Source organism: Methylocapsa polymorpha (assembly GCF_045689225.1).
Lineage (GTDB): Bacteria > Pseudomonadota > Alphaproteobacteria > Rhizobiales > Beijerinckiaceae > Methylocapsa > Methylocapsa polymorpha.
In genome coordinates, this window is sequence record NZ_CP136862.1 from 1,171,021 (window position 1) to 1,191,638 (window position 20,618).

General features: G+C 63.0%; 20 protein-coding genes. 9 read left to right on the forward strand and 11 right to left on the reverse strand.

What is annotated here, in order from left to right:
* Nucleotides 1-9: 9 nt before the first annotated feature.
* The 3 genes from RZS28_RS05505 to hemW form a co-directional block, all read right to left on the reverse strand.
* A complete protein-coding gene (locus RZS28_RS05505; RefSeq protein ID WP_407340330.1) occupies nucleotides 10-624 on the reverse strand; it encodes a hypothetical protein in 615 nt (204 codons plus the stop codon).
* Nucleotides 625-919: 295 nt separating this feature from the next.
* Nucleotides 920-1,798, reverse strand: coding sequence for a DUF882 domain-containing protein (locus tag RZS28_RS05510; RefSeq protein WP_407340331.1), 879 nt, complete (start codon nucleotides 1,796-1,798; stop codon nucleotides 920-922).
* A gap of 592 nt (nucleotides 1,799-2,390) precedes the next feature.
* Entirely contained in the window at nucleotides 2,391-3,560 is a 1,170-nt protein-coding gene (gene hemW / locus RZS28_RS05515) for a radical SAM family heme chaperone HemW (protein WP_407340332.1), read from the reverse strand.
* Between the two features lie 419 nt (nucleotides 3,561-3,979).
* On the opposite strand from hemW, the gene RZS28_RS05520 reads away from it, so the two are divergent.
* The 3 genes from RZS28_RS05520 to RZS28_RS05530 all read left to right on the forward strand — a co-directional run bounded on the left by RZS28_RS05520 (nucleotide 3,980) and on the right by RZS28_RS05530 (nucleotide 6,716).
* Nucleotides 3,980-4,810: a hypothetical protein gene (locus RZS28_RS05520; RefSeq protein ID WP_407340333.1), complete on the forward strand. Its 831-nt coding sequence runs from the start codon at nucleotides 3,980-3,982 to the stop codon at nucleotides 4,808-4,810.
* Between the two features lie 179 nt (nucleotides 4,811-4,989).
* Nucleotides 4,990-5,958 carry a chloride channel protein gene (locus RZS28_RS05525; protein ID WP_407340334.1) on the forward strand — a complete coding sequence of 323 codons (969 nt, stop codon included), beginning with the start codon at nucleotides 4,990-4,992 and terminating at the stop codon, nucleotides 5,956-5,958.
* Nucleotides 5,877-6,716, forward strand: a complete 840-nt coding sequence (locus RZS28_RS05530; protein WP_407341051.1) for a chloride channel protein — start codon at nucleotides 5,877-5,879, stop codon at nucleotides 6,714-6,716. Before RZS28_RS05525 ends, RZS28_RS05530 begins: the two co-directional genes overlap by 82 nt.
* Before the next feature lie 35 nt (nucleotides 6,717-6,751).
* Here the strand turns inward: RZS28_RS05530 and pncA are convergent, their stop codons facing one another.
* Nucleotides 6,752-7,390, reverse strand: a complete 639-nt coding sequence (gene pncA, locus RZS28_RS05535) for a bifunctional nicotinamidase/pyrazinamidase (protein WP_407340335.1) — start codon at nucleotides 7,388-7,390, stop codon at nucleotides 6,752-6,754.
* Nucleotides 7,387-8,742, reverse strand: coding sequence for a nicotinate phosphoribosyltransferase (locus RZS28_RS05540; protein WP_407340336.1), 1,356 nt, complete (start codon nucleotides 8,740-8,742; stop codon nucleotides 7,387-7,389). Before RZS28_RS05540 ends, pncA begins: the two co-directional genes overlap by 4 nt.
* 205 nt (nucleotides 8,743-8,947) lie before the next feature.
* On the opposite strand from RZS28_RS05540, the gene RZS28_RS05545 reads away from it, so the two are divergent.
* Nucleotides 8,948-9,526 (forward strand): NADPH-dependent FMN reductase, encoded by a 579-nt coding sequence (locus RZS28_RS05545; protein ID WP_407340337.1) that lies wholly within the window; start codon nucleotides 8,948-8,950, stop codon nucleotides 9,524-9,526.
* A 261-nt stretch (nucleotides 9,527-9,787) separates the two neighbouring features.
* Nucleotides 9,788-10,894 carry a 3-deoxy-7-phosphoheptulonate synthase gene (locus RZS28_RS05550; RefSeq protein WP_407340338.1) on the forward strand — a complete coding sequence of 369 codons (1,107 nt, stop codon included), beginning with the start codon at nucleotides 9,788-9,790 and terminating at the stop codon, nucleotides 10,892-10,894.
* 53 nt (nucleotides 10,895-10,947) lie between these two features.
* Here RZS28_RS05550 and RZS28_RS05555 read toward each other — a convergent pair whose 3' ends face one another.
* The 3 genes from RZS28_RS05555 to mepA form a co-directional block, all read right to left on the reverse strand.
* Nucleotides 10,948-11,247, reverse strand: a complete 300-nt coding sequence (locus RZS28_RS05555) for an ArsR/SmtB family transcription factor (protein WP_407340339.1) — start codon at nucleotides 11,245-11,247, stop codon at nucleotides 10,948-10,950.
* A gap of 92 nt (nucleotides 11,248-11,339) precedes the next feature.
* Nucleotides 11,340-12,089, reverse strand: a complete 750-nt coding sequence (locus tag RZS28_RS05560) for an SDR family NAD(P)-dependent oxidoreductase (protein WP_407340340.1) — start codon at nucleotides 12,087-12,089, stop codon at nucleotides 11,340-11,342.
* Nucleotides 12,090-12,276: 187 nt separating this feature from the next.
* Nucleotides 12,277-13,206, reverse strand: coding sequence for a penicillin-insensitive murein endopeptidase (mepA, locus tag RZS28_RS05565; RefSeq protein WP_407340341.1), 930 nt, complete (start codon nucleotides 13,204-13,206; stop codon nucleotides 12,277-12,279).
* Between the two features lie 325 nt (nucleotides 13,207-13,531).
* Between mepA and RZS28_RS05570 the strand changes: the two genes are divergently transcribed.
* From RZS28_RS05570 to RZS28_RS05585, 4 genes are all read left to right on the forward strand, one after another.
* Nucleotides 13,532-14,263, forward strand: coding sequence for a hypothetical protein (locus RZS28_RS05570; protein ID WP_407340342.1), 732 nt, complete (start codon nucleotides 13,532-13,534; stop codon nucleotides 14,261-14,263).
* A gap of 478 nt (nucleotides 14,264-14,741) precedes the next feature.
* Nucleotides 14,742-15,131, forward strand: coding sequence for a DUF423 domain-containing protein (locus RZS28_RS05575; protein WP_407340343.1), 390 nt, complete (start codon nucleotides 14,742-14,744; stop codon nucleotides 15,129-15,131).
* Nucleotides 15,132-15,241: 110 nt separating this feature from the next.
* Nucleotides 15,242-15,631 carry a response regulator gene (locus RZS28_RS05580; protein ID WP_407340344.1) on the forward strand — a complete coding sequence of 130 codons (390 nt, stop codon included), beginning with the start codon at nucleotides 15,242-15,244 and terminating at the stop codon, nucleotides 15,629-15,631.
* 243 nt (nucleotides 15,632-15,874) lie between these two features.
* Nucleotides 15,875-17,779 carry an AsmA family protein gene (locus RZS28_RS05585; RefSeq protein ID WP_407340345.1) on the forward strand — a complete coding sequence of 635 codons (1,905 nt, stop codon included), beginning with the start codon at nucleotides 15,875-15,877 and terminating at the stop codon, nucleotides 17,777-17,779.
* A gap of 2 nt (nucleotides 17,780-17,781) precedes the next feature.
* On the opposite strand, the gene RZS28_RS05590 is transcribed toward RZS28_RS05585, so the two are convergent.
* Genes RZS28_RS05590 through RZS28_RS05600 form a run of 3 tightly spaced genes read right to left on the reverse strand, consistent with a single transcriptional unit; the run spans nucleotide 17,782 to nucleotide 20,614 of the window.
* Nucleotides 17,782-18,600 carry an ABC transporter permease gene (locus RZS28_RS05590; RefSeq protein ID WP_407340346.1) on the reverse strand — a complete coding sequence of 273 codons (819 nt, stop codon included), beginning with the start codon at nucleotides 18,598-18,600 and terminating at the stop codon, nucleotides 17,782-17,784.
* The gene (locus RZS28_RS05595) at nucleotides 18,597-19,514 is read right to left on the reverse strand and encodes an ABC transporter permease (RefSeq protein ID WP_407340347.1); all 918 of its coding nucleotides are present in this window, start codon (nucleotides 19,512-19,514) and stop codon (nucleotides 18,597-18,599) included. The genes RZS28_RS05590 and RZS28_RS05595 overlap by 4 nt, the downstream gene beginning before the upstream one ends.
* Nucleotides 19,511-20,614 (reverse strand): ABC transporter ATP-binding protein, encoded by a 1,104-nt coding sequence (locus RZS28_RS05600; RefSeq protein ID WP_407340348.1) that lies wholly within the window; start codon nucleotides 20,612-20,614, stop codon nucleotides 19,511-19,513. Before RZS28_RS05600 ends, RZS28_RS05595 begins: the two co-directional genes overlap by 4 nt.
* Nucleotides 20,615-20,618: the final 4 nt, after the last annotated feature.

The following is a 20,618-nucleotide window of genomic DNA, read 5'->3' on the forward strand; positions in this document are numbered from 1 at the left end:
CGTTCGGCCTCAGTTTTTACGCGGCGTCGAAGCTTCCGCTATGCTCACGGATGATGCGGCCGGCTTCGCCGACGGACCGGAGAAATGAGCGCTGTCGAGTTCGCTCGCGACGGCTTTAAAGGCCGATAGGAAACCAGCGGTCGGCAGGCCGGACAAAGCGTCGGGGATGATGCGCGCCGCTTGGCGCAAGCCGGTGAGCGCTTGGCCGAGGACGGATGGCGTCGGCGCGCTTGCGGTGGCGACGTCGCCCGTAAGGCTCGGGAAATTGGAATGGTCGAGCCGGGCCGGCACGATCGTCGTCCCTTGCGAGTCGCCCGCATCCTTGCCCGGCGCAGCGCGGAGCCTCGGAGCCTGCGGCCCCCCGTCGGCATAGGCGAGAACTTCGGAGGGCACGCCGGCTCGATCCTTTGGTCCCTGAGTGATCACGACCGGAAGGCTCGCGGCGCGCGCGAGCTGCGGATTTCCCGCGGCGGCGACGCTCGGGCCGCTGATCGCATCGCTCTTTGCCCCTACCGGCTTGGCATTTACGTCGACGCGATCGCGCGTCGCCAAAGCCGCCACGCGCGTGAGGCTCTCGGGCCGCGCGGGCGGCGTCGGCACGTCCGCGACGGCGACTAGGTTCAAGCGGACGCGACGGCGGCATGGGCCGCCAAGCCCAATCTCTTCTCGCCCTTGTCTGTGGATATGCTGCCGGTGGCCGCGTCGCGATCGTCGATCTCGCCGCGCTTGTCGCGAAGGCTCGGCGCTCTCGAGGCTTGCCACGACGGTCTTACCCGCGCCTGCTGCGGCTTGCTCCGGCTCGCTCGCGGCCGCTGCCGCTGCCGCCGCGACAGATTGCTGGGCCGGACCCGAGCGCCCATCACGGCGATCGGAAGCGGCGGTCCTTGTCGTCGCCGCGACCGCGCGGCGGCTATCGTCTTCACTGATCTGGGCCTCGGCCCCGATCGTCCCGCGCCGCCCCGGCGAGCGAAGCAACCCGCGTGCGGTCACGACGCGAGCCTGCGCCACGAACGACTTCGGCGTCTTCCTCTTGGTCGCGATCGTGGTTGCCGAACAGCCAAGCGAAGAAGTTTCCGCCGCTCGGAGCCGGCGCATCGCTTGTGACGCCGCCGCGCGCGGCGATTTCGGCGCGGGCCTCTTCATAGCGCGGCAACGCTCTGCCATTCGAGGCGAGATGGACGGTTTTTCCATCAGGGAAAACCCGCGCGAGCTGTTCATAGCTCATGCGCGGCCAGTACCTTACGCTGCCTACGTCGAGATGAACAAAGTTCGATGCGCCGTAATAGCCGACGCCGCCTCTTTGCAGGCGCAGGCCGACTTCGCGAATTTTCTCCATCGACATGCCGGGCATCGTCGTATCCATCGCCTTGCCGAGGATATGTTGCGAATGTTCGGCGACTGCGCGGGAGCGCCGGCGCAACATGGCGTTGGTCTCGGGAGAGCGATAAGCGGAGACGATGACGATCGGCTCATTCGCGCCGGCGGTGCGATAGACCTCCCAGACGACGTCGAAAAGACGCGGGTCCATCTTGGCCCGATCGTTGTTGCGCCAATCGCGCAGGAACCAATTGAGCTTCTCGAGAACCGCCGGATCATAGGACCCATTGACGCGGAAGGTCGCGTCGATCGATTCGCCGGTATGTGAATGATAGAGGCTCAACGTGCGCGTATCGCCATTGGCGATCGCGGTCTCCGTCGAGGAGGGAAGCAACATGCTGAGCAGAAAGGCGCCGGCGTAAGTCGCAGCGGCGAAAAGACCATGCTCTTTGAAAGCCGCGCTGGCGCCCGATTGTCGCAAATCAAAACTCGCTGTTGTCGGTTTCGCCGCGCTCGTCGCGGATCGGTTAACGGCGAAAGCCGCATTTGTAACAAGAGTGCTCTTAAATCTCGACCGGTTAATGTCCCGTAACATGATGGTTCATGCCCCTCGCACGAGATCGCCGCCGAGCCGACAGGTTTGCGACTTGCCAAGCTAAGTCGCTGAATGTGGCGAGCATATGTCGGCGCGCCCTACAGGTTTCGCGAAAGCCTTTCCGTTTGCATTTCGACGCCCTCTTCGGAATTGTGCGAAAGGCCTTCTTGCGGTCGAATGTATTAACGGAAGAAGGCGCAGACTGCGGCGAGATTTCGGCGACGGACACTGTCGCCGACGCGATGCTGCGACGAATCGGTTTTCGATTCGCTGAACGAATTTCTTAATCATGTTTGGCTTCATTCGAATCAAGCTCAACAAGGCCATGACTGATTCAACTTGAAGCAGTCGTGGACCTGTTCATCGAGTCGGCCGCGCCTAATTCAAAAGGACGCGGCTCTTATTCGAAACGCCGCCTCAATGCGCCCGTTCTTTGAGCGACTCGAAAAGCTAATAGGGCGCCGGTGGGAGGTTCTTGTCAGGCGGCGAGGTCCGCGACGACGGCGTCGAGCAGAGGAAAGCCTTCCGCGCTCACTCTTATTCGACCATCCGGCGCGTGTTCGACCATGCCCTCGGCGATCAACGAGGCGACGCGGCTTGGATCGAGGCAACGGCCGGACATGGCCTGGAACCTGGTCGGCTCGATTCCTTCGGCGAGGCGCAGCCCCATCAAGAGAAATTCGTCGGCCTGCTCGTCCTTGGTCAAATCCTCGTCCTCGACGAGCGCATGCCCATCTGTCTCGACCACCGTCAACCACATTTCGGGATGACGCTCCGTGGCCTGGGCGCGGCGGCCCTTCGGCGTCAGGATACGGCCATGCGCGCCGGGACCGACGCCGACATATTCGCCATAACGCCAATAGATCAGATTATGCCGGCTTTCCGCGCCGGGCCTTGCATGATTGGAGATTTCATAGGCGGGAAGCCCCGCCCGCGACATCTCCTCCTGCGTTGCGTCCCATAGCTCGCGTGCGCGATCGGCGTCTGGGATCGCGAGCTTGCCGCTGTCGCGCAACCGCTCGAACATCGTGTCGGGTTCGATCGTAAGCTGATAGAGCGAGAGATGATCTTTCGCGCGCGAGATCGCGGCTTGCAATTCGCGCCGCCAATCCTTCGCCGTTTGGCCCGGCCGCGCATAGATCAGATCGAAGGAGTAGCGCTCGAAAACCGAGGCGGCGAGCCCCACCGCCGCCATGGCTTCCGCCGCGCTATGAGCCCGCCCGAGCGCTTTCAGATCGGCGTCGTTCAGCGCCTGCACGCCGAGCGAGACGCGATTGACGCCGGCCGCGCGAAGGCCGCGAAAACGGTTGGCCTCGACGCTGGTCGGATTGGCTTCGAGCGTGATCTCCGCATGCGGCGCGATGGGCCAATGTCCCGCGATCGCATCAAGGATGGACGCGACCGTTTTTTCCCGCATCAAGGAAGGCGTGCCGCCGCCGAAAAAGACCGAGGACACCGTGCGGCCCTTGGTGAGGCCGGCGCGATGAGCAAGCTCCGCCTTATAGGCCGCGAGATAGCGCTCTTCATCGATGGGACTGGCGCGGACGTGGCTGTTGAAATCGCAATAGGGACATTTTGAAAGGCAGAACGGCCAATGCACATAGATCCCGAAACCCGGATCGGCGGCGATATGAGTTCGACTAGCCATCGTCATCTTATGTCACGCCATTTTAAAACCGTGGCCCCGAAAAACATCGCCTAGCCTGAGACCTCAAATGGTCGGAGCCGGCTAATCTTGCAAGACTCGTCGAACCTCCCTGCAGGCCTCGATCAGGCTTGTGTTCAGATCAAAGCGAATGCGAGAGCGTCCGTCCACATAAATCGGCATGGTCAAAGTCGCGCCATATTTAAAGGCACAGTCGGAATAGGCGTCTCAGGTTCATGCAGGACTTGGGTTCATTAACTTGGCGCTTTTGCTCGAAAGGCAGATTCGACTGGATTGCTTAAGAATGCGTTCACTACGAATCGATACCGTCCGAACGCCGCCGAGTTGCGTTGGTTAAAGTTGAGAGTAGGTGAAGATTGGGTTATCTCGCTCCGCCTCCGATGCCAGCGGCTGTCGTTGTCATGAAGGACGTCGGCGGCCTCGTCACGGATTATCAGGCTCAAACCGAAATCTATCGGCTTTCGGATCGGGAAGTCAGGCTGCATGAGTGCCGCTCGGCCTGCACCATGGCGCTGAGCCTGCCCAATGTCTGCGTCTATCCTGACAGCATCCTCAAATTCCATCAGGCCTATGATGTCCGCAACCACCAGACCGACCTGAATGTTTCGCAGCAGCTCTTCGATTCTTATCCCGCCGCTGTGCGGGCGCGGCTCGGAGGCTTGACGCGCGAGTACAAGGTTTTGCGCGGAAACGAATTGATCGAGCTCGGCGTTCGGAATTGCAATGAGGAGCGGACCATGGTCGCCGCGACCACGCCACGCAAAACGCCTCCGATGCGCAGCCACGCCGAGCCGCAGCCCGCCGAGCAAGGATCCTTTTTTGCGGGTCTGATGGACAAGATGCGGTCGGCCTTCGGCACGGGAGAGCGAACCTTTCCGCCTGGCGACAGGACCGTCATGGCGCGGGCAAATGCGCCGAAATCCATGTCGTCCGAGTCTCTGCTGCCGGAGCCGCCATTGCCGCCAGCGCGCCCGACAGAGATCGCGTCAATGCTCGGCGCGCCGACGGAGCATGACGCGATCGAAGCCGCCGCGCCGGCGGACATTCAAACGACCGATGCGCAAACGACCGATGCGCAAACGGCCGATGCGCCCTTGCCGCCGGCCCGCCCAACACGTCTGACATATTCTTACACGTATCGACTCGCCTCGATCGCCCTGCCGAAGATCATCACCGGGGCTCAGCGCATACTCCCGCCGGGGTTCAGGGCCTACGCGCCGCTAGAACGTTAAACGTCGCCGCGCGTGATCTACATTAAGCGGACCGGTCTCGCAATGAGGTCGGCGTCAGGCCCTGCCGCGCGCAGATAATCCGATAATTTGTCGGCCGATGCGCATATGTTCACGCGACGCGCGCTAAGATATGCGAGCCCGCGTCGCGTTTTGACGCGCGAGCCGGAGGGTCGCCGCCCTTGAATGACGCGTTTTTCGCGAGCGAAAGTCTCACGTTCGTCGCCGCCGCGATCGCGCTTCCGGTCGCCCTGGGTTTGCTTCTGTTGATCTTTCGCCTCGCCGTCAGGCGCAGGCTTCGGGTCCCTGCGAGCGGGGGAAAGGACTCGCCGCGCCTCGGCGTCGCCGATGCGTTCGACATCGACCAGCGGCGGCGGCTCGTCATTATTCGACGCGACAATGTCGAACATCTCATCATGATCGGGCGTTCGAGCGACCTCGCGATCGAATCCGACGCTATCGGCGCCGAGGCCCTCGACGGCGAGTTCCGCCATGACGCATCAGAAGCGTCGACAGAGGCGCAGCTAACCCCGGTCGACGCTTTTCGGCGCCGGTCCGCAGCATCACGTCGTAGCGCAAGAAAAAAATGGCTCGCATCGGCGCGAGCCAGACTCACGCTGGCGGTCGATTCGGATTTGCTCCCGCTGGCGCTGCTTTCCGGCGTCGCCGGAGCGGGCGCGGGAATCATATGCGCGCTTTTCCGGCTGTCGCTAAGGCAGGCCGCTCATCTGCGCGCAGCTATGCCGCTGTGGTGGCGCGATGAGCCTGTCGTCGGGCTTTTCCTCATGATCGTGGGCGCGGCGGCGGCGGCGGCCATCGCCGTGTGGCTCGTGCGCCGTTTCATGGAATATGCAGCGGGCAGCGGCATTCCGCATATCGAGGCGGTCATCAGCGGCGATCTGCCGCCGCCTTCGTTGATGCTCCTGCCGGTCAAATTCCTCGGCGGCCTGCTGGCGATAGGCGCGGGCCTCGCGCTCGGCCGCGAGGGGCCTTCAGTGCAGATGGGCGCGACCCTGGCGCATGCCCTTGGAAAGACGTTTGGCCGGAATACGGATGACTGCGCGCGCTGCTGGCGGCGGGCGCAGGCGCAGGTCTCGCCGCCGCGTTCAATGCGCCGCTCTCGGGATCGGCCTTCGTGCTGGAGGAGCTGATCCGGCGATTCGATCTGCGCAACGCCGTCGCAGCGCTCGGGGCGGCCGGCAGCGCAATCGTGGCGGCTCAGCTCCTCACGGGGCCGGAGCCGGCTTTCGCCCTCGCAGCCCTCCCATTTCCCGATCCTAGCGACAATCTTCTGTGCTTCGCTTTGGGCGTTGTCGCGGGATTTCTAGGCGTCGTCTACAATCGCGTGCTTCTCGGCGCGCTTGCAATCTCGGACCGTCTGGCGCGCGTTCCGGCGGAATTACGCGGGGCATTGCTCGGCGCCGCGATCGGCGCCCTGGCGTGGTTCGCGCCCAGCCTCGCCGGCGACGGCGAGGCCCTCATCCAGCAAACGCTCGACGGCGCCTATGGGCTCGGCGTAATCCCGCTCCTTTACCTGCTTCGCCTGGTCCTCGGCGCAGCCTCTTATTCCTCCGGCGCTCCAGGCGGCATATTCGCGCCGCTCCTCGTCTTGGGGGCGCAGATGGGCTTCTTCTTTGGCGGGCTATGGCATCCGGCCGCGGCCGATCCCATAGCCCACGCTATATCGTTTGCGGTGGTCGGAATGGCGGCCTTCTTCACCGCCGTCGTGCGGGCGCCGCTCACCGGCATCATCCTCGTCACCGAGATGACAGAAAGCTCGACGCTGCTTCTGCCGATGCTGGCGGCCTGTTTCTCGGCGATGGCGGTCGCGACAATGCTCGGCGAGCCGCCAATCTATGATTCGCTCAAGGAGCGGACGCTGGCGTTTTCAGAAACGAGACCAGGCTGATCACAGGTTCTGCGGCGCTATTCAAAAAAGCGGCGTCAGAGAATGTCATTGGCTGCGATGCAATCGACGCCGAGCGCGCGCAGGCTCTCGCGCGCCGCCGCCGCCGAGCCGCTGAGATCGAGGCTGCGGCAGGCGTCCTCGACCACTGCCGCGGAAAAACCCAGACGCCTTGCGTCTTCGGCCGTCCAGCGGACGCAATAGTCTAACGCGAGCCCCGCCAACACGACGCGGATGAATCCGCGCTCGCGCAAATAGCCGGCGAGGCCTGTCGGGGTCTTGCGATCATTCTCGAAGAAGGCGGAATAGGAGTCTATTTCGCGGTGATGGCCCTTGCGCAATACAAGCTCGGCATGGGGGACCTTCAACGCCTTGTGAAAGTCCGCGCCCCACGTCGCTTGAACGCAATGGTCTGGCCAGAGCACTTGCGGACCATAGGGCATGTCGATCGTCTCGTAGGCCTGTCGCCCCGGATGGGTCGAGGCGAAAGAGGCGTGAGCCTGCGGATGCCAGTCCTGGGTCAGGACGACATGGGGGAAGGCGCGCGCGATCCGGTTGATCAATGGCGCGACCTCGTCGCCGCCCGGAACGGGAAGCGCGCCGCCCGGACAAAAATCATTCTGCACGTCTACGACAATAAAGATGTCTGTTTCCGCTATGGCGATTCGAGGGCTCACGCCGGTTTCTCCGCAAGGCCCAGTCGGCGCTCCACCTCTTTGGCGAGGCGGCGCAGCGGTTCGGCTACTTCGACCGGATAGGCCGCGCCGGATTCGAGTCTTCGCAAGGGTTCGGGCAAGCGTTCGAGATCTTCGCGGGCGCGCGCCCTGATCTCATCGAGCGTCGGCGACGGTTTGAGCCGGCGTCCGGCACGCATCGCTGGAACGAGCAAAGGCTTGCCCGACTGTGCGTCGCTTTCGAGCGACAACACGTCGCCAACCATCCGACCGTCGGCGTCAAAGCTGCGCCAGACCTGCTTGCGACCTGGCCAAGTCGCCTTGCCGGGGGAGGCTTTAAGTCGGGCCAGGCCCGCATATTCCTCGAGCTTGTACACGCAGTCGAGCGCAGGGACGTCAGACGAGGTCGTGAGGCTCGTGCCGAGGCCATAGCCGTCAATTGGCGCGCCTTGCCGAGCGAAGGCATGAAGGTCATCCTCATCAAGGCCGCCGCTGGCGAAGATGATCGTCCCGGCGAGCCCGCCATCGTCGAGAATCCGCCGCACGCGGCGAGAGAGAGCGACAAGATCGCCGCTGTCCAGCCGAACCCCGGCAACATTGATTCCAGCCGCCTTCAGCTTCGGCGCGAGGGAGACGACCTTCCGGGCTGCGGCCTCCGCATCGTAGGTGTCGATGAGCAGGATCAATCCGTCAGGCCTCGCGCGGGCGAAGGCTTCGAAGGCGGCGGCTTCATCGTCGAAGGTTTCGATGAAGGAATGCGCCATGGTCCCATAGAGCGGAATGCCAAAGAGCGCTCCGGCGAGCACGGTCGCGGTGCCGGCGAATCCGGCGATATAGCTCGCGCGCGCGGCCATCAGCCCAGCCTCGGCGCCATGCGCGCGGCGAAAGCCGAAATCGACGAGGGACTTGCCGGGCGCGGCGAGCCGCATGCGCGCCGCCTTGGAGGCGACCAGCGTTTGATAATGCAGGATGTTGATCAGGCGGCTCTCGACGAGCTGCGCTTCGGCCAGGGGCGCTGTGACGCGCAGGATTGGCTCGTTGGCGAAGAATGCCTGCCCTTCCGGCATGGCCTCGACGTCGCCGGTAAAGCGCAACGCTTCGAGCTTGCGCAAAAAGGCCTCGCTGAAACGGCCGCTCGCTTCTAGCCAGTCCAGTTCCTCGCGCGAGAAGCGGAAGTCTTGCAGGAAGTCGAGCGCCTGCTCCAGCCCGGCGGCGATCAGGAACCCGCGGCGCGCAGGAAGCCTGCGCACGAAAAACTCGAACACGGCTTCCGCGGTCTCGCCCTGCTCCAGATAGGCCTGCAGCATGTTGAGCTGGTAAAGATCCGTGAGCAAAGCGCTCTTTGTGAGATCCATAAGTTGGCTTCCCCTGGGGCCGCGCGCGGCGTTCGCCCTCGCATTCAATTTCGGCCAAATAAATGGCTGACGCCCACGACGCCGATTCCCGCCCCTGACGTCAAGACCGATGGACCAAGCCTTTGGCGGCATGATATTAAAAAGCCAGGACGGTTCGCTTCGAGCTCAACGGTCGGCTCGCGCCGCTCCACAGCAGGTCAGGCCCATGCCGCTGGACTTTGTCATCCTTTACGGCTCCGTCAGGACCGAGCGCCAAGGCATCAGGGTCGCGCGCTTCATCGAGTCCGAGATTCGGGCCCGCGGCCATACGACCGCGCTGATCGACCCGATGGTTTACCGACTGCCTCTGCTTGACCGCATGTACAAGGAATATGCCGGCGACGCGCCGGCGCCTCTTGAGCAGCTCGCAAATTTCTATCGAAAGACAGACGGGTTCGTGATCGTCAGCGGCGAATACAACCATGGCATTCCGCCCGCGTTGAAGAATTTGCTCGATCACTTTCTGGAAGAATATTTCTGGCGTCCATCCGCCATCGTCAGCTATTCGGCCGGCAATTACGGCGGCGTCCGGGTGGCCATGCAGTTGCGGATGACCCTGAGCGAACTCGGCATGCCGAGCATCCCTTCGATCCTCTCTTTTGGCCGCGTCAGCAGCGCCTTTTCCGAAACCGGCGAGCCGCACGACCCCCCAGCGGCTGCCGCGCCAACCGGCCGCTTTCTCAATGAACTCGAATGGTATGCGCGGGCGTTTCAGGCGGAACGCGCCAAGGGGACGCCATATTAGGCCCTTGGGCGCTTCATCCGCGCCGCACGCCGCACGCGGATGGAAACAAATGATGACATCGGTTCTCATTTGGGCTACGGTTGCATTATGACGCACGCTTCTCGCCGCGCTTATTTTTGGTTTTATGGATATCCCTTGCCGGCGGCTGAGGCGGAGTGCGCATGATCTAAACGACATCGCAGAGAAGTCCCCAAAAAGCCGCCAGCCTACCGGGCGGCTTTTTTGCGCCGCGGGTATGGCGAATAGCCTGGAGCCGAACCCGTGTTGACCACCGACGACCTTCGCATCCGCGAAATCAAGGAACTCACGCCGCCCGTCGAAATCATCCGCGAATTCGCGCGCACCGAGACGGCGACCAAGACCGTCATCGGCGCCCGCAGCGCCCTGCGCCGCATCCTGCGCGGCGAGGACGACCGTTTGGCCGTCGTGATCGGACCTTGCTCGATTCACGATCCCCACGCCGCCCTCGATTACGCCGCGCGCCTCGCCGAAACGCGCAAGCGACTTGGCGGCGAGCTCGAGATCCTCATGCGCGTCTATTTCGAGAAACCGCGAACGACAGTCGGCTGGAAGGGCCTGATCAACGATCCGCGCCTCGACGGAAGCTTCGCGATCGACAAAGGCTTGCGCATCGCCCGCAGCCTGCTGCTCGACATCAACAACCTGGGCCTGCCGGCCGGCTGCGAATTCCTGGACATGATCACGCCGCAATATATCGCCGATCTCGTAAGCTGGGGCGCGATTGGCGCGCGAACCACCGAAAGCCAGGTGCATCGGGAGCTCGCCTCCGGCCTCTCCTGCCCGATCGGCTTCAAGAACGGCACCGACGGCAATGTGAGAATCGCCGTCGACGCGGTAAAGGCGGCGACCCAACCCCACCATTTCCTCGCGGTGACCAAGACCGGCCGCAGCGCGATCGCTTCAACGACGGGCAACGAGGATTGCCATATCATCCTGCGGGGCGGCAACGCGCCCAATCATGACGCCGCCAGCGTCGCGGCGGCTTGCGCCGAGGCGGTCCAATCAGGACTGGCGCCGCATCTGATGATCGATGCGAGCCACGCCAATAGCCGCAAGAAGCCGGAAAACCAGCCACAGGTGATCGAGGACATAGCCAGCCAGCTCGCCGCCGGAGAGCAACGGATCATCGGCGTCATGATCGAAAGTCATTTGCGCGCGGGCCGGCAGGACCTCGTCTCCGGCCAGCCGCTCGTCTATGGACAGAGCATCACCGACGGCTGCATCGATTGGGAAACCTCCGTCGAGCTGCTTGAGCGGCTGGCCCAGAGTATAAGGGAGAGGCGGCGGGCCAAGCGCCGCGTAGACGGGGAAGGCGAAAGTCTGTCGCACAGCGCCTCGGGCGGATAGCAGGGCAGTCGGTCTCCGTTTTCGCCGCGCCAACAAGAAGCGGATCGCGGTTACTAAGCGAGATCCGCCTTCAGGCGTTGGAAGAACGCCTCAAGCACGTCTCGCCGCAGGACATAGCTGGCGAATTTGCCTTCCCGGACGACCTCAACCAGCCCCGCCGTCTCGAGTTCCTTCATGTGGTGGGAGAGCGTCGCCGGATTGATGCCCATGCAGTCGCGCACCGCGCCGCAGGCCAGCGCGTCCCGGCGTTCGCCGAGACGCTTCAAGATTTCGTAGCGGCGCCGATCGCCCAAGGCCTTCGCGATCAGAAGAGCTTGTTCCTCCGTCAGCAATTTGCCAGTGGGCTCCGACATTTCCGCACCTTCGAGCATGACCGCTTCAAATTGAAACGATCATGCTCATTTCTCTATCGGCGGCGCGCCGCCATCACAAGAGCGTGATCGCTTTAACGCAAGCCGCCCGAAACCACCACCGTATCGCCTGTGACCCAGCGCGCTTCGTCCGACGCCAAGAACACAGCGACGGGCGCTATATCGTCCGGCTGCCCGGTCCGCCCGAGCGGCGTCAGCGCGATAAATTGCTTCTCGAAATCGCTGCCTACGACGCCCGCGGCATGCGTGCCCTCGGTTTCGACGACGCCGGGATTTATCGAATTGACCCGGATTTTCCTCGGCCCAAGCTCCTTCGCCAGCACGCGCGTCACCGCGTCGACCGCGCTTTTCGTAGCGGTATAGATGACCGAATTCGCCGGATTGAGTTCGGTGATCGCGGAGCCGATATTGATGACGCTGCCGCCCTCGTCGCCAAAGAGCTTCGCAGCCTCCTGAGTCGCCAGCAGCAGGCCTAGCACGTTGGTGTTGAAGTGCCGGTGAAATTCGTTTTCCGTGAGCCCATCGAGGGGCAAAAGATTATAGACGCCGGCATTGTTGACCAGAATGTCCAGCTTGCCGAACGCTTGCTTCGTCTCCGCGAAGATTTTCTTTACATCCGCCGCCTTGGCGACGTCGCCATGCACGGCGATCGCTTTGCCGCCCTTGGCTTTAATGTCCGCAACGACGCGCTCAGCGCCTTCCTTGCTCGAGGCGTAGTTGACGACAACCGCCGCGCCTTCCGCCGCAAGGCCTTTGGCGATTCCCGCGCCAATGCCCTTGGAAGCGCCTGTCACCACTGCTGTTTTGCCAGACAATCTGCTCATGATTTTCCATCCTTCGAGGTAAGCAATAGTTCGATATATTTACAACTATCGAACTATTGGCCAAGCGGAGGTAAGGCGTCCAGGCCCTTGTTTCAAGGGGGGCAGAGCGTCGGCTTGGCGGCTTCAGCGGACGCAGACGTAAGCGGGTGCGCTCAACCCAGCTCGGCTTCGCTTCCTCGCCGGCCGCCTATCGCGCAAGCAGAACCGTTTTGCACTCCGTGGGCAGTTGGGCCATCGTCAGCGGCCGCCTCGGCTTCCAGGGCCCGGGCGTTGGGTGCAGGATGGACTCAGAAAACCACCAGGCGAGCGAGGCGTCGCAGCCTTGGCCGGGCGGGACCGGGTCTTGATCCCGGCAGGCCTCCTCGCCCTGCGGACATGCGAGCCGGACATGGAAATGATAGTCATGCCCGTAATAGGGGCGCACTTTGTTGAGCCATGAACGATCGCCGGTCGCCTCCCGGCAGATCGCCTTCTTGATCGCGGCGTTGACGAAAATGCGCTGCACCTCCGGGTCCAGCGCCGCCGCCTTGACGACGGCGAGATGATCGGGGGTCCATCTCGTCGGATCGACGTCGAGCCGATCGCCGCGAACGACGTTCACCGCCGACATTTCCTCCCGCTCGAGCCGCGACAAATCGCGATTCGGCATGGGCGTCAGCCAAATATCGGCGTCAAGGCCGATCTGATGCGAGGCGTGCCCCGTCAGCATCGGGCCGCCGCGCGGCTGCGACATGTCGCCGACGAGAATTCCCGGCCAATTGCTGACGGTCGGAACCTTGCGCGCGAAACGTTCGAGAAAGGCGATCAGCGCCGGATGACCCCAGTTCCGATTGCGCGAGAGCCGCATCACCTCCCACGCCGGACCATTGACCGGGAGCGGCCGTCCGCCGGCGAGGCAGCCATGCGAATAAAAGCCGATCGTCCGCGCGGCCAAAGGCGCAGGCTCGGCTTTGCGTCCAAATAATTCTTTCGCAGGAGTCAAAGGATCTTCCGGATGCGCGAGCGGCGGCAAAGGCTTCGGCTCCAGCGTTCCTACGTCTTGCGCGAGCGCCCCTCCAGTCATCCCCGAAGAGACAAGCCCGAGCGCGGCCAGCAATGAAACAAAGCGCAATCGCATCGCTCTCCTCCATCTCCGCTCCTTCCGCGCAATTCATGCGCGGACGCTGAGACCAATAGAGAATAAGATAAAAAGTTAACGCATTTAGACTTCCATCGAAAACCCTGTTCCCGCCCCGCCCTCGCTCGAAAGCGCTCAGGCTGAAGCGCCCCTTAGATTAAGAGCAAATCGCTGGCGAGCGCTGGCGCAAAGCCTTGGAACGAAAAATGCTCGAATCCGCCCACCGCGATGAGCAGGAAGCGCCAACTGAAGCCGCCGCTTTCCTCAGTCCATGCGAATCCGGCGATGAAACTATGCGGGTCCAACCTCCGAGAGTCGAGACGTAATGTCTGAAGTGTTGCAGCGGAAGGAAAGGATAAATTCGGCGATCCGCGATCGGGATCCCTCGGCTTTTGCGGGCGCCCTCATGGGCTGGCTCGAAGCGACCGCCTATTTGCGCGTGCTGCCTGCGCTCGAAAAGCTCTCGCTTCCACGCGGCGTCGTGCCGAGCCTGTCCGACGTCGATTTGCGCGAGGAGAGCGTCCGGGAGGTCGCGGACGACGCGGTCATGGCGTTTTGCATCGCCGCCGGGCTCAACCACGACCGGGAGCCCGTCATCAAGCTGCACGGCCTGTTGACCAAGCAGATGGGCCCGATCTATCCGGGCTCCTCGGCGATCGCCCATTGCATGCAGACGATCGACCCGATCGTCACGCTCGACGACGCCGTGGGTCAGGCGCTGAAGGCCATGCTCGAAGGCGACGCCCTCGACGTGAAAGATATTTGGAACGCCGGCCTGCGTCTGCTGCAGCGGCTTCGCTCCTCGAATTTCGTGCAGGAGCTGGCGCCGATGCTGGCGAGATGGCTGCGCGACAAATGGACGCTCGCGATCGATCAACAGCGCTTTAATCTCGTGCGCCCGCGCCTCAGCATTCCGCCGATCGAAGCGGCGCTGGCCGACGCTATTGACGACCAGAGCTTCATCGCGGCGCTGCTTCTGGCGAGCGCGGACGCGGCCGACATCGAGATCGATGCCGATTATCGGGCTCAACTCCAGGCGATCGCGCGGCGCGTCTGACCAGCGCCCGATCGTGCAGACGGCGGCGCAACAAGACGCCGCGCGACAGCGGCCACGTTGATGGCGCTTTGGCTCTGTTGCGAACAGCTCCTGTAGGCGGCTATCGGATTCATCCAAACATTTTCGAGCGGCGCGATCACCGCGGCGGCGCAAAAATCCTTGATAGTCTGTGACATTCGTCACACCGCAGCCATCTTGAAATGGCCAAGATCAACCAGCAATAGACCGACGGTCAGGGCGAGGAAAAATCGAATCAGTGTCGCGATCCGAGGGATTGCGCCGCGCGGCGGTGTCATCAGCGGAGCAGCGAACCATTGATTCGCGAGTCTCGCGTCGAGCGCTTCCGCAATCGTTCGCGCCTCGAAAGTCTGCCGACCTCACAAAGTTTTGTGACTGGCGCATTTCTTCCGCCGGCGTGAAACGCCATGGGTTCCGGCTTCGCTCGCCAGCGATCTTTCGCCAAGGGAGCAGTTCAACAATGCGCAGGTTGGCCTTCATCGCGGCCGCATTGGGAGGCCTCGCCGGCGGCGCGGGCGTTGTGTTGTCCGCCCTGGCCGCCCATGGGCCAGCCCACGGCCCGCTGATCGACACATCCGCCAATTTTCTGATCCTCCACGCGGCCGCTACAATCGCAGTCGCCGCCCTCGCTCTGGCGGCGCCGCAACGTGGCGTCTGGCTCCTTGTCCCGGCGGCGCTTTTCATTTTGGGCGGCGCGCTCTTTTGCGGGGATCTCGCCACACGCGCTTTTACCGGCGCCCGGCTCTTTCCTATGGCGGCGCCGATAGGCGGAGCGCTTCTGATTTTCGGCTGGGCTTTGGTTGCAGTCGCGTCGCTGGCCGCCGCATGGACAAGGCAGAACAAATCTTGATCGGGATTAGAGCGCTCGACGAGTTGAATATCTCGCGATCACGCTTGATTTCCTGGACTTTGAAGTGGTGACGAGGCACAGTCCGTGCTGTTGGAACATCGGGTCTCCACATGACGCTCGCCCTCCAAGCGGCTAAAGTTTCAAGGCCTCGGATCTTGATCGTCGAGGACGAGCCGTTCATAGCGCTCAGTCTTGTGGACGCGCTGTTTGAACTTGGCTTCAGCATAGCAGGGTGCTTTGGCGACATCGCCTCGGCGATCGAATTTATCGGCCGCGAACAGATCGACGGCGCTCTCCTCGATGTGAATCTCGGCTCACAAAAGATTGACCCGGTCGCCGATCTCCTCGCCAGGCGCGCCTGCCCTTTCATCTTCACGACCGGATATGGGCGGTCCGGCATTCCCTCCGCTTACGCTGATCGCGCCGTGTTGCAAAAGCCGTTCGGCATCGACGATCTCGCCGGCGTGTTGGAGGCGGAGTTCGGCGCTGTCGGCCATTGAGCCTCGACTTCGGTCGACGCCAGCAACATGTTAAAATCGATAAATTCGATCGGCTTGTGGAAGGATTCGTAGGTGAAGTTCGCGCAGGTTGAGAACGGCGCGGTGCTTCGCGTCGCCACCGCTTGACAACATCCTACCGATCGGGGCCTTTTCGCCTTGATAGCGACACAGTCAAGCGCGAGAGCAAGCATTGGCCGGCGTTGCGGCGACGCCTTCAAGGGCAGTTTGAGAGCCATGGTCGAAATGGCGCCACTCGCTTCCGCATCTCTGAGGCCGCGCAGACGCGCCGCGCGCGCGGTCGGGATCCTCGGCGGCCTTCTCCTTCTCGTCGGGACCGTCGCTGCGGCTGCGCCTTGGGCGTTCTCGACCAAGGCCCTGCGCACCGAGATCGAAGCGCAAGTCCGCCAGATGACCGGCCTCGCCACGGTCTCGCAAGGCCAAGCGGTTTTCGTCGTCTTGCCGCAACCGCATATAAGCATCGAAGACATCAGTCTCTCCGATCCTTCCGGCGCCCTTCGGATCGACGCGCGTTATCTCAAAGGATATTTGCGCGTGTCCGCGCTTTTGCGGGGCCAACTCGAGATTGCGTGGGCCAGCCTCGGTCAGCCCGACATGGTCATAGACCTCGACGGCCAGCCGGTGCCCTCGGACAGCGCGATCGGCCGCGCGGCGAATGCGAAATCCAACAGTCCGCAGGCGGCGTCAGCCGATGAAGCGCGGCTGGCGGCCGTGACGCTTGTCGACGGGCGCGCTCATCTCAAGAACAAGCTCGGGTCCTCCGACATTCTGATCGACGGCATTAACGTGACTCTCGACTGGCAAAAGCTCGGCGACGCGGCGCGCGTTACCGGGCAGGCGCGCTTTCACGATGAAACCGCCAACATCTCTGCTTGGGTTGGGCATCCGACCGACCTGTTGCGCGGCGGGCGGTCGGCGCTGACTCTCAACATCGACGGAACCGCTTTGTCGCTCGCAACCGAAGGCGTTCTGACGAGCGCGCCGACAGCGCACTATGGCGGCCACATCGTCGCTGCGGCGCCATCCATGCGCAAGCTTGTCGAATGGGGCGGCGATTTTATCCGCCTCCCCGCCGCTTTCGACGATTTCGCCCTGGAAGGCGACGCCAGCGTCGAAGCCTCGGGCGCGGCCTTCTCAGGCCTGCGCTTGCGGCTAGACGGCAATGATTTCGAAGGCGCGCTTGCGGTTCAGACCAATGAAAAAACTCCGGTCTTGTCGGGCACGTTGGCGACCAACCTGCTTTCCTTGCGGCCGTTCCTCGCAAGCCTCCCCGCCGCGGTCGGCCGCGACGGACAATGGAACAGGGATCCTTTCGATCCAAATGATCTCGGTCTCGTCGATCTCGACCTTCGGGTTTCGGCGACGCGCCTTGTTTTGCCGAGCGTCGAGATGGAGGACGCCGCCTTCGCTTTGATGAGCCGCAACGGCCGCCTCGAATTCACATTGGCCGAGGCGAATGCCTATCAAGGCAAGGTCAAGGGCCGCGCATCCGTCGCGGCGGAGAGTTCCAGCGTCTCGGTGCGCGCGAATGGCTCATTATCCGGCGTCGAGATGGCGGGCCTCCCGCCTGGCGCAATCGGGGCGGGGAGATTCACCGGCTCTCTCACCGGCTCGGCCAATGTCGAGAGTTCGGGCTCCAGCATGAGCGAACTCCTGCGCAATCTCGACGGCGAGGCGCAAATCACGATCGCGCCCGGAGAGCTTGTCGGCATCGATCTCGCGCAGGCCTTGCGGCGGATCGACAAGAGGCCGCTCGCCCTCGCCGTCGACATTCGCCATGGCGGAACCGCTTTCGATCGCGCCGGGTTTGGTTTGCGCATCGCAAAAGGCATAGCCGATATTGAGGAGGGAACGCTGCGCGGCCCGGGCGTCAATCTCGGTTTCGGCGGCTCGATCGATTTCGCCGAACGCGCGCTCGATCTCCGCGCCCTCGCCACGCCATCCGCCGCCGAGCCGAGGCCCGGACAAGAGAGCCCCCAGTTTCGGTTCGATGTCGTCGGCTCGTGGGATGATCTGGCCTTCCTCCCTGATGTGCGCAGCCTGATCCGTCATTCCGACGCCGCGGCGCCGCTGTTGTCGCCGAAGTCAAATGGCGGCAAATCTGCGCAAGGCGGCGAACGTCAGGACTGACTTCACTCTCGCTTCAACTTGGGGTATTGGGAAGCGGCTTGATTTTGACCGCGCCCTCCGGCCAAGGCAGCCAGAAGCAGGCTCACGCCAACGAAGGCAATCAGCAGCGTCGACATCGCATTGATCTGCGGGGTCACGCCGAGCCGCACCTCGCTGTAGATGCGCATGGGCAAAGTGGTCGAACCCGGCCCTGAATTGAAGCTGGCGAGAATCAGGTCATCGAGCGAGAGCGTCACGGCGAGGAGAAATCCTGTAGCGACCGCCGGCGCGATGAGGGGCAAAGTGACCGTGATGAAGGCGGTCAGCGGCCCGGCGCCGAGATCTCTGGCGGCCTCCTCCAGCGATTGATCGAGACCAGCCAATCGCGCGCGGACGATGATCGAGACGAAGCCGAGGCTCAGCGTCGCATGCGCGATGACCAGCGTGACGAAGCCGCGCTCCAACCCGAGGGCGACGAAGAAAAGCAGCAAGGCGAGGCCCATGATCACTTCCGGCAGGACCAGCGGCGCATAGATCATGGCGGCGAAAAGACCGCGCGAGCGGAACCAGCCGAAACGTTCGAGCGAGAGCCCCGCCAAAGCGCCGAGAACGGTTGCAATCGCGCCCGAGGCCAATGCAACTTCGAGGCTCGTCGCGGCGCTCGCCATCAGCTGCTTGTTGGCGAAGAGCGCGACATACCAATGCGTCGACCATCCGCCCCACACAGTGACAAGTCGGGAGGCGTTAAAGCTGTAGAGAACGACGAGCGCGATCGGGGCGTAGAGAAAAGCGAACCCCGCGCTCAAAGCGATGAGGCGCGCCGGCGTCCTTGGCTGCTTCATGGCCGATCCGTTCCCGTCCGCATTTGCAATCTTTCATAGAAGACGAGCGGACCAACGAGCAGGGCGAGGAGCGCAACGGCGGCGGCCGCCGCCGCCGGCCAATCGCGATTGGCGAAGAAATCGTTCCACAGGGTCGTCCCAATCATCAAAGTATCGGAGCCGCCGAGCAGATCGGGAATGACGAATTCTCCAACGGCGGGGATGAAGACCATGAGCGCGCCCGCGAAGACGCCCGGCAGCGACAAAGGGAAGGTGATCCGCCAGAAAACGCCTGACGCCGACGCCCCAAGATCGGCGGCGGCCTCGATCAGCGCCTTGTCCTGGTTCTCAATGGCGGCATAGAGCGGCAAGATCATGAACGGCAGATAGGAATAGACAATGCCGATGAGCACGGCCCAATTGGTCGCGAAAATATGCAAGGGCTCCTTGATGAGGCCCACTGCGATCAGCGCATGATTGATGAGGCCTTCATCCTTCAGGATCATGATCCAGGCGTAGACCCTGATCAGGGAACTCGTCCAGAATGGCGCGATCGCCGCCATCAGGAGCACGGGTCGCCAGCGCGCCGGCGAGCGGGCGATCGCAAGCGCCAGAGGATAGCCGATCAGAAGCGTGAGGAAGGTCGCCGCCGCCGCGATCGCGAGAGAATCGAGATAGGATTGCAGGTAAAGGCTATCGTCGATGAGCCCGGCATAGGCGCTGATCGACAATGCGCTCAGCTTGGCCCAAATCTCCGCCGGGTCGAGCGAGTCGAAAACCGGCTCATAGGGAGGCTGGCCAAGCGCGGACTGCGACAGCGAGACTTTCAACACCAGCGCGAAAGGGACCAGGAAAAACAGGACCAGCCACATATAGGGCAAGGCGAGGACAAGCCTTCGCCCGAATTTTCCGCGCGCCGGCGCCGCCTTGCTCATGACGAGAGAACAATTGCCGCTTCCGGCGCGAAGCCGGCGGCGACCTTGTCGCCTGGTTCGAAAGCGCGCGCGCCAGGCTCCGCGTTTTGCGCCGCGGCGCGCAAGACGAGGCCGCAGGCGAGCCTGATCCGATAGAGCGTCGCTTCGCCGAGATAGGCCTTTTCCTCGATCTCGCCCGCAAGAGCATTGACCGGACTCGGCGAGGCTTCGGTCAAATCCGACAGGGTGACGAGGATTCGCTCGGGGCGCACGGCGACCACGACCGCATGGCCCAGCGCATGCGCGACATCGCTGGCGACCTCGATGACGCCGGCCGCGGTCGAAACGCTGAGGAAATTGTCCCGCGCCGCCGCAACCTTTCCCTCGAAAATATTGATCTCGCCGATGAAGCGCGCGACATAGGTGGAATTCGGCTTCTCATAGATCTCGGCCGGGGCTCCAATCTGCTCGATCCGCCCCGTGCGCATCACCGCGATCCGGCTCGCCATCACCATGGCTTCGCGCTGGTCATGCGTCACGACAAGGAAGGTGACGCCAAAGCTCTTTTGCAAATGCAGAAGCTCGAACTGGGTCTCCTCCCGCAGGCGCCGATCGAGGGCGGCGAGAGGCTCATCGAGCAGGAGAAGCTTGGGCCTTTTGGCGAGCGCACGGGCGAGCGCCACGCGTTGTTTCTGCCCTCCGGACAGTTGATCCGGCCGCCGCTCGCCCAAGCCCTCAAGCTGGACGAGCCGCAGCATTTCGGCGACTCGGCGCTTGATCTCGGGCTTCGGCATGCCTTCCTGGACAAGGCCGAAGCCGATATTGCGCGCAACATTCATATGCGGAAACAGCGCATAGGTCTGGAACATCATGTTGACCGGACGCTTATGCGCCGGCGTCTCGGTCATGTCCGCGCCATCGATGAAGATCCGGCCTGAATCAGGAGCCTCGAATCCGGCGATGAGGCGCAAAAGGCTTGTCTTGCCGCAGCCCGATGGCCCAAGCAGCGCGAAGAACTCGCCGCGCGCGAGCGTGAGAGAGAGATTATCGACCGCCGTGAGCTGGCCATGCAGCTTCGTCACCCCTTCCAGACGGACGAAGGGGATCGCGGGCTCCGTCATTGAC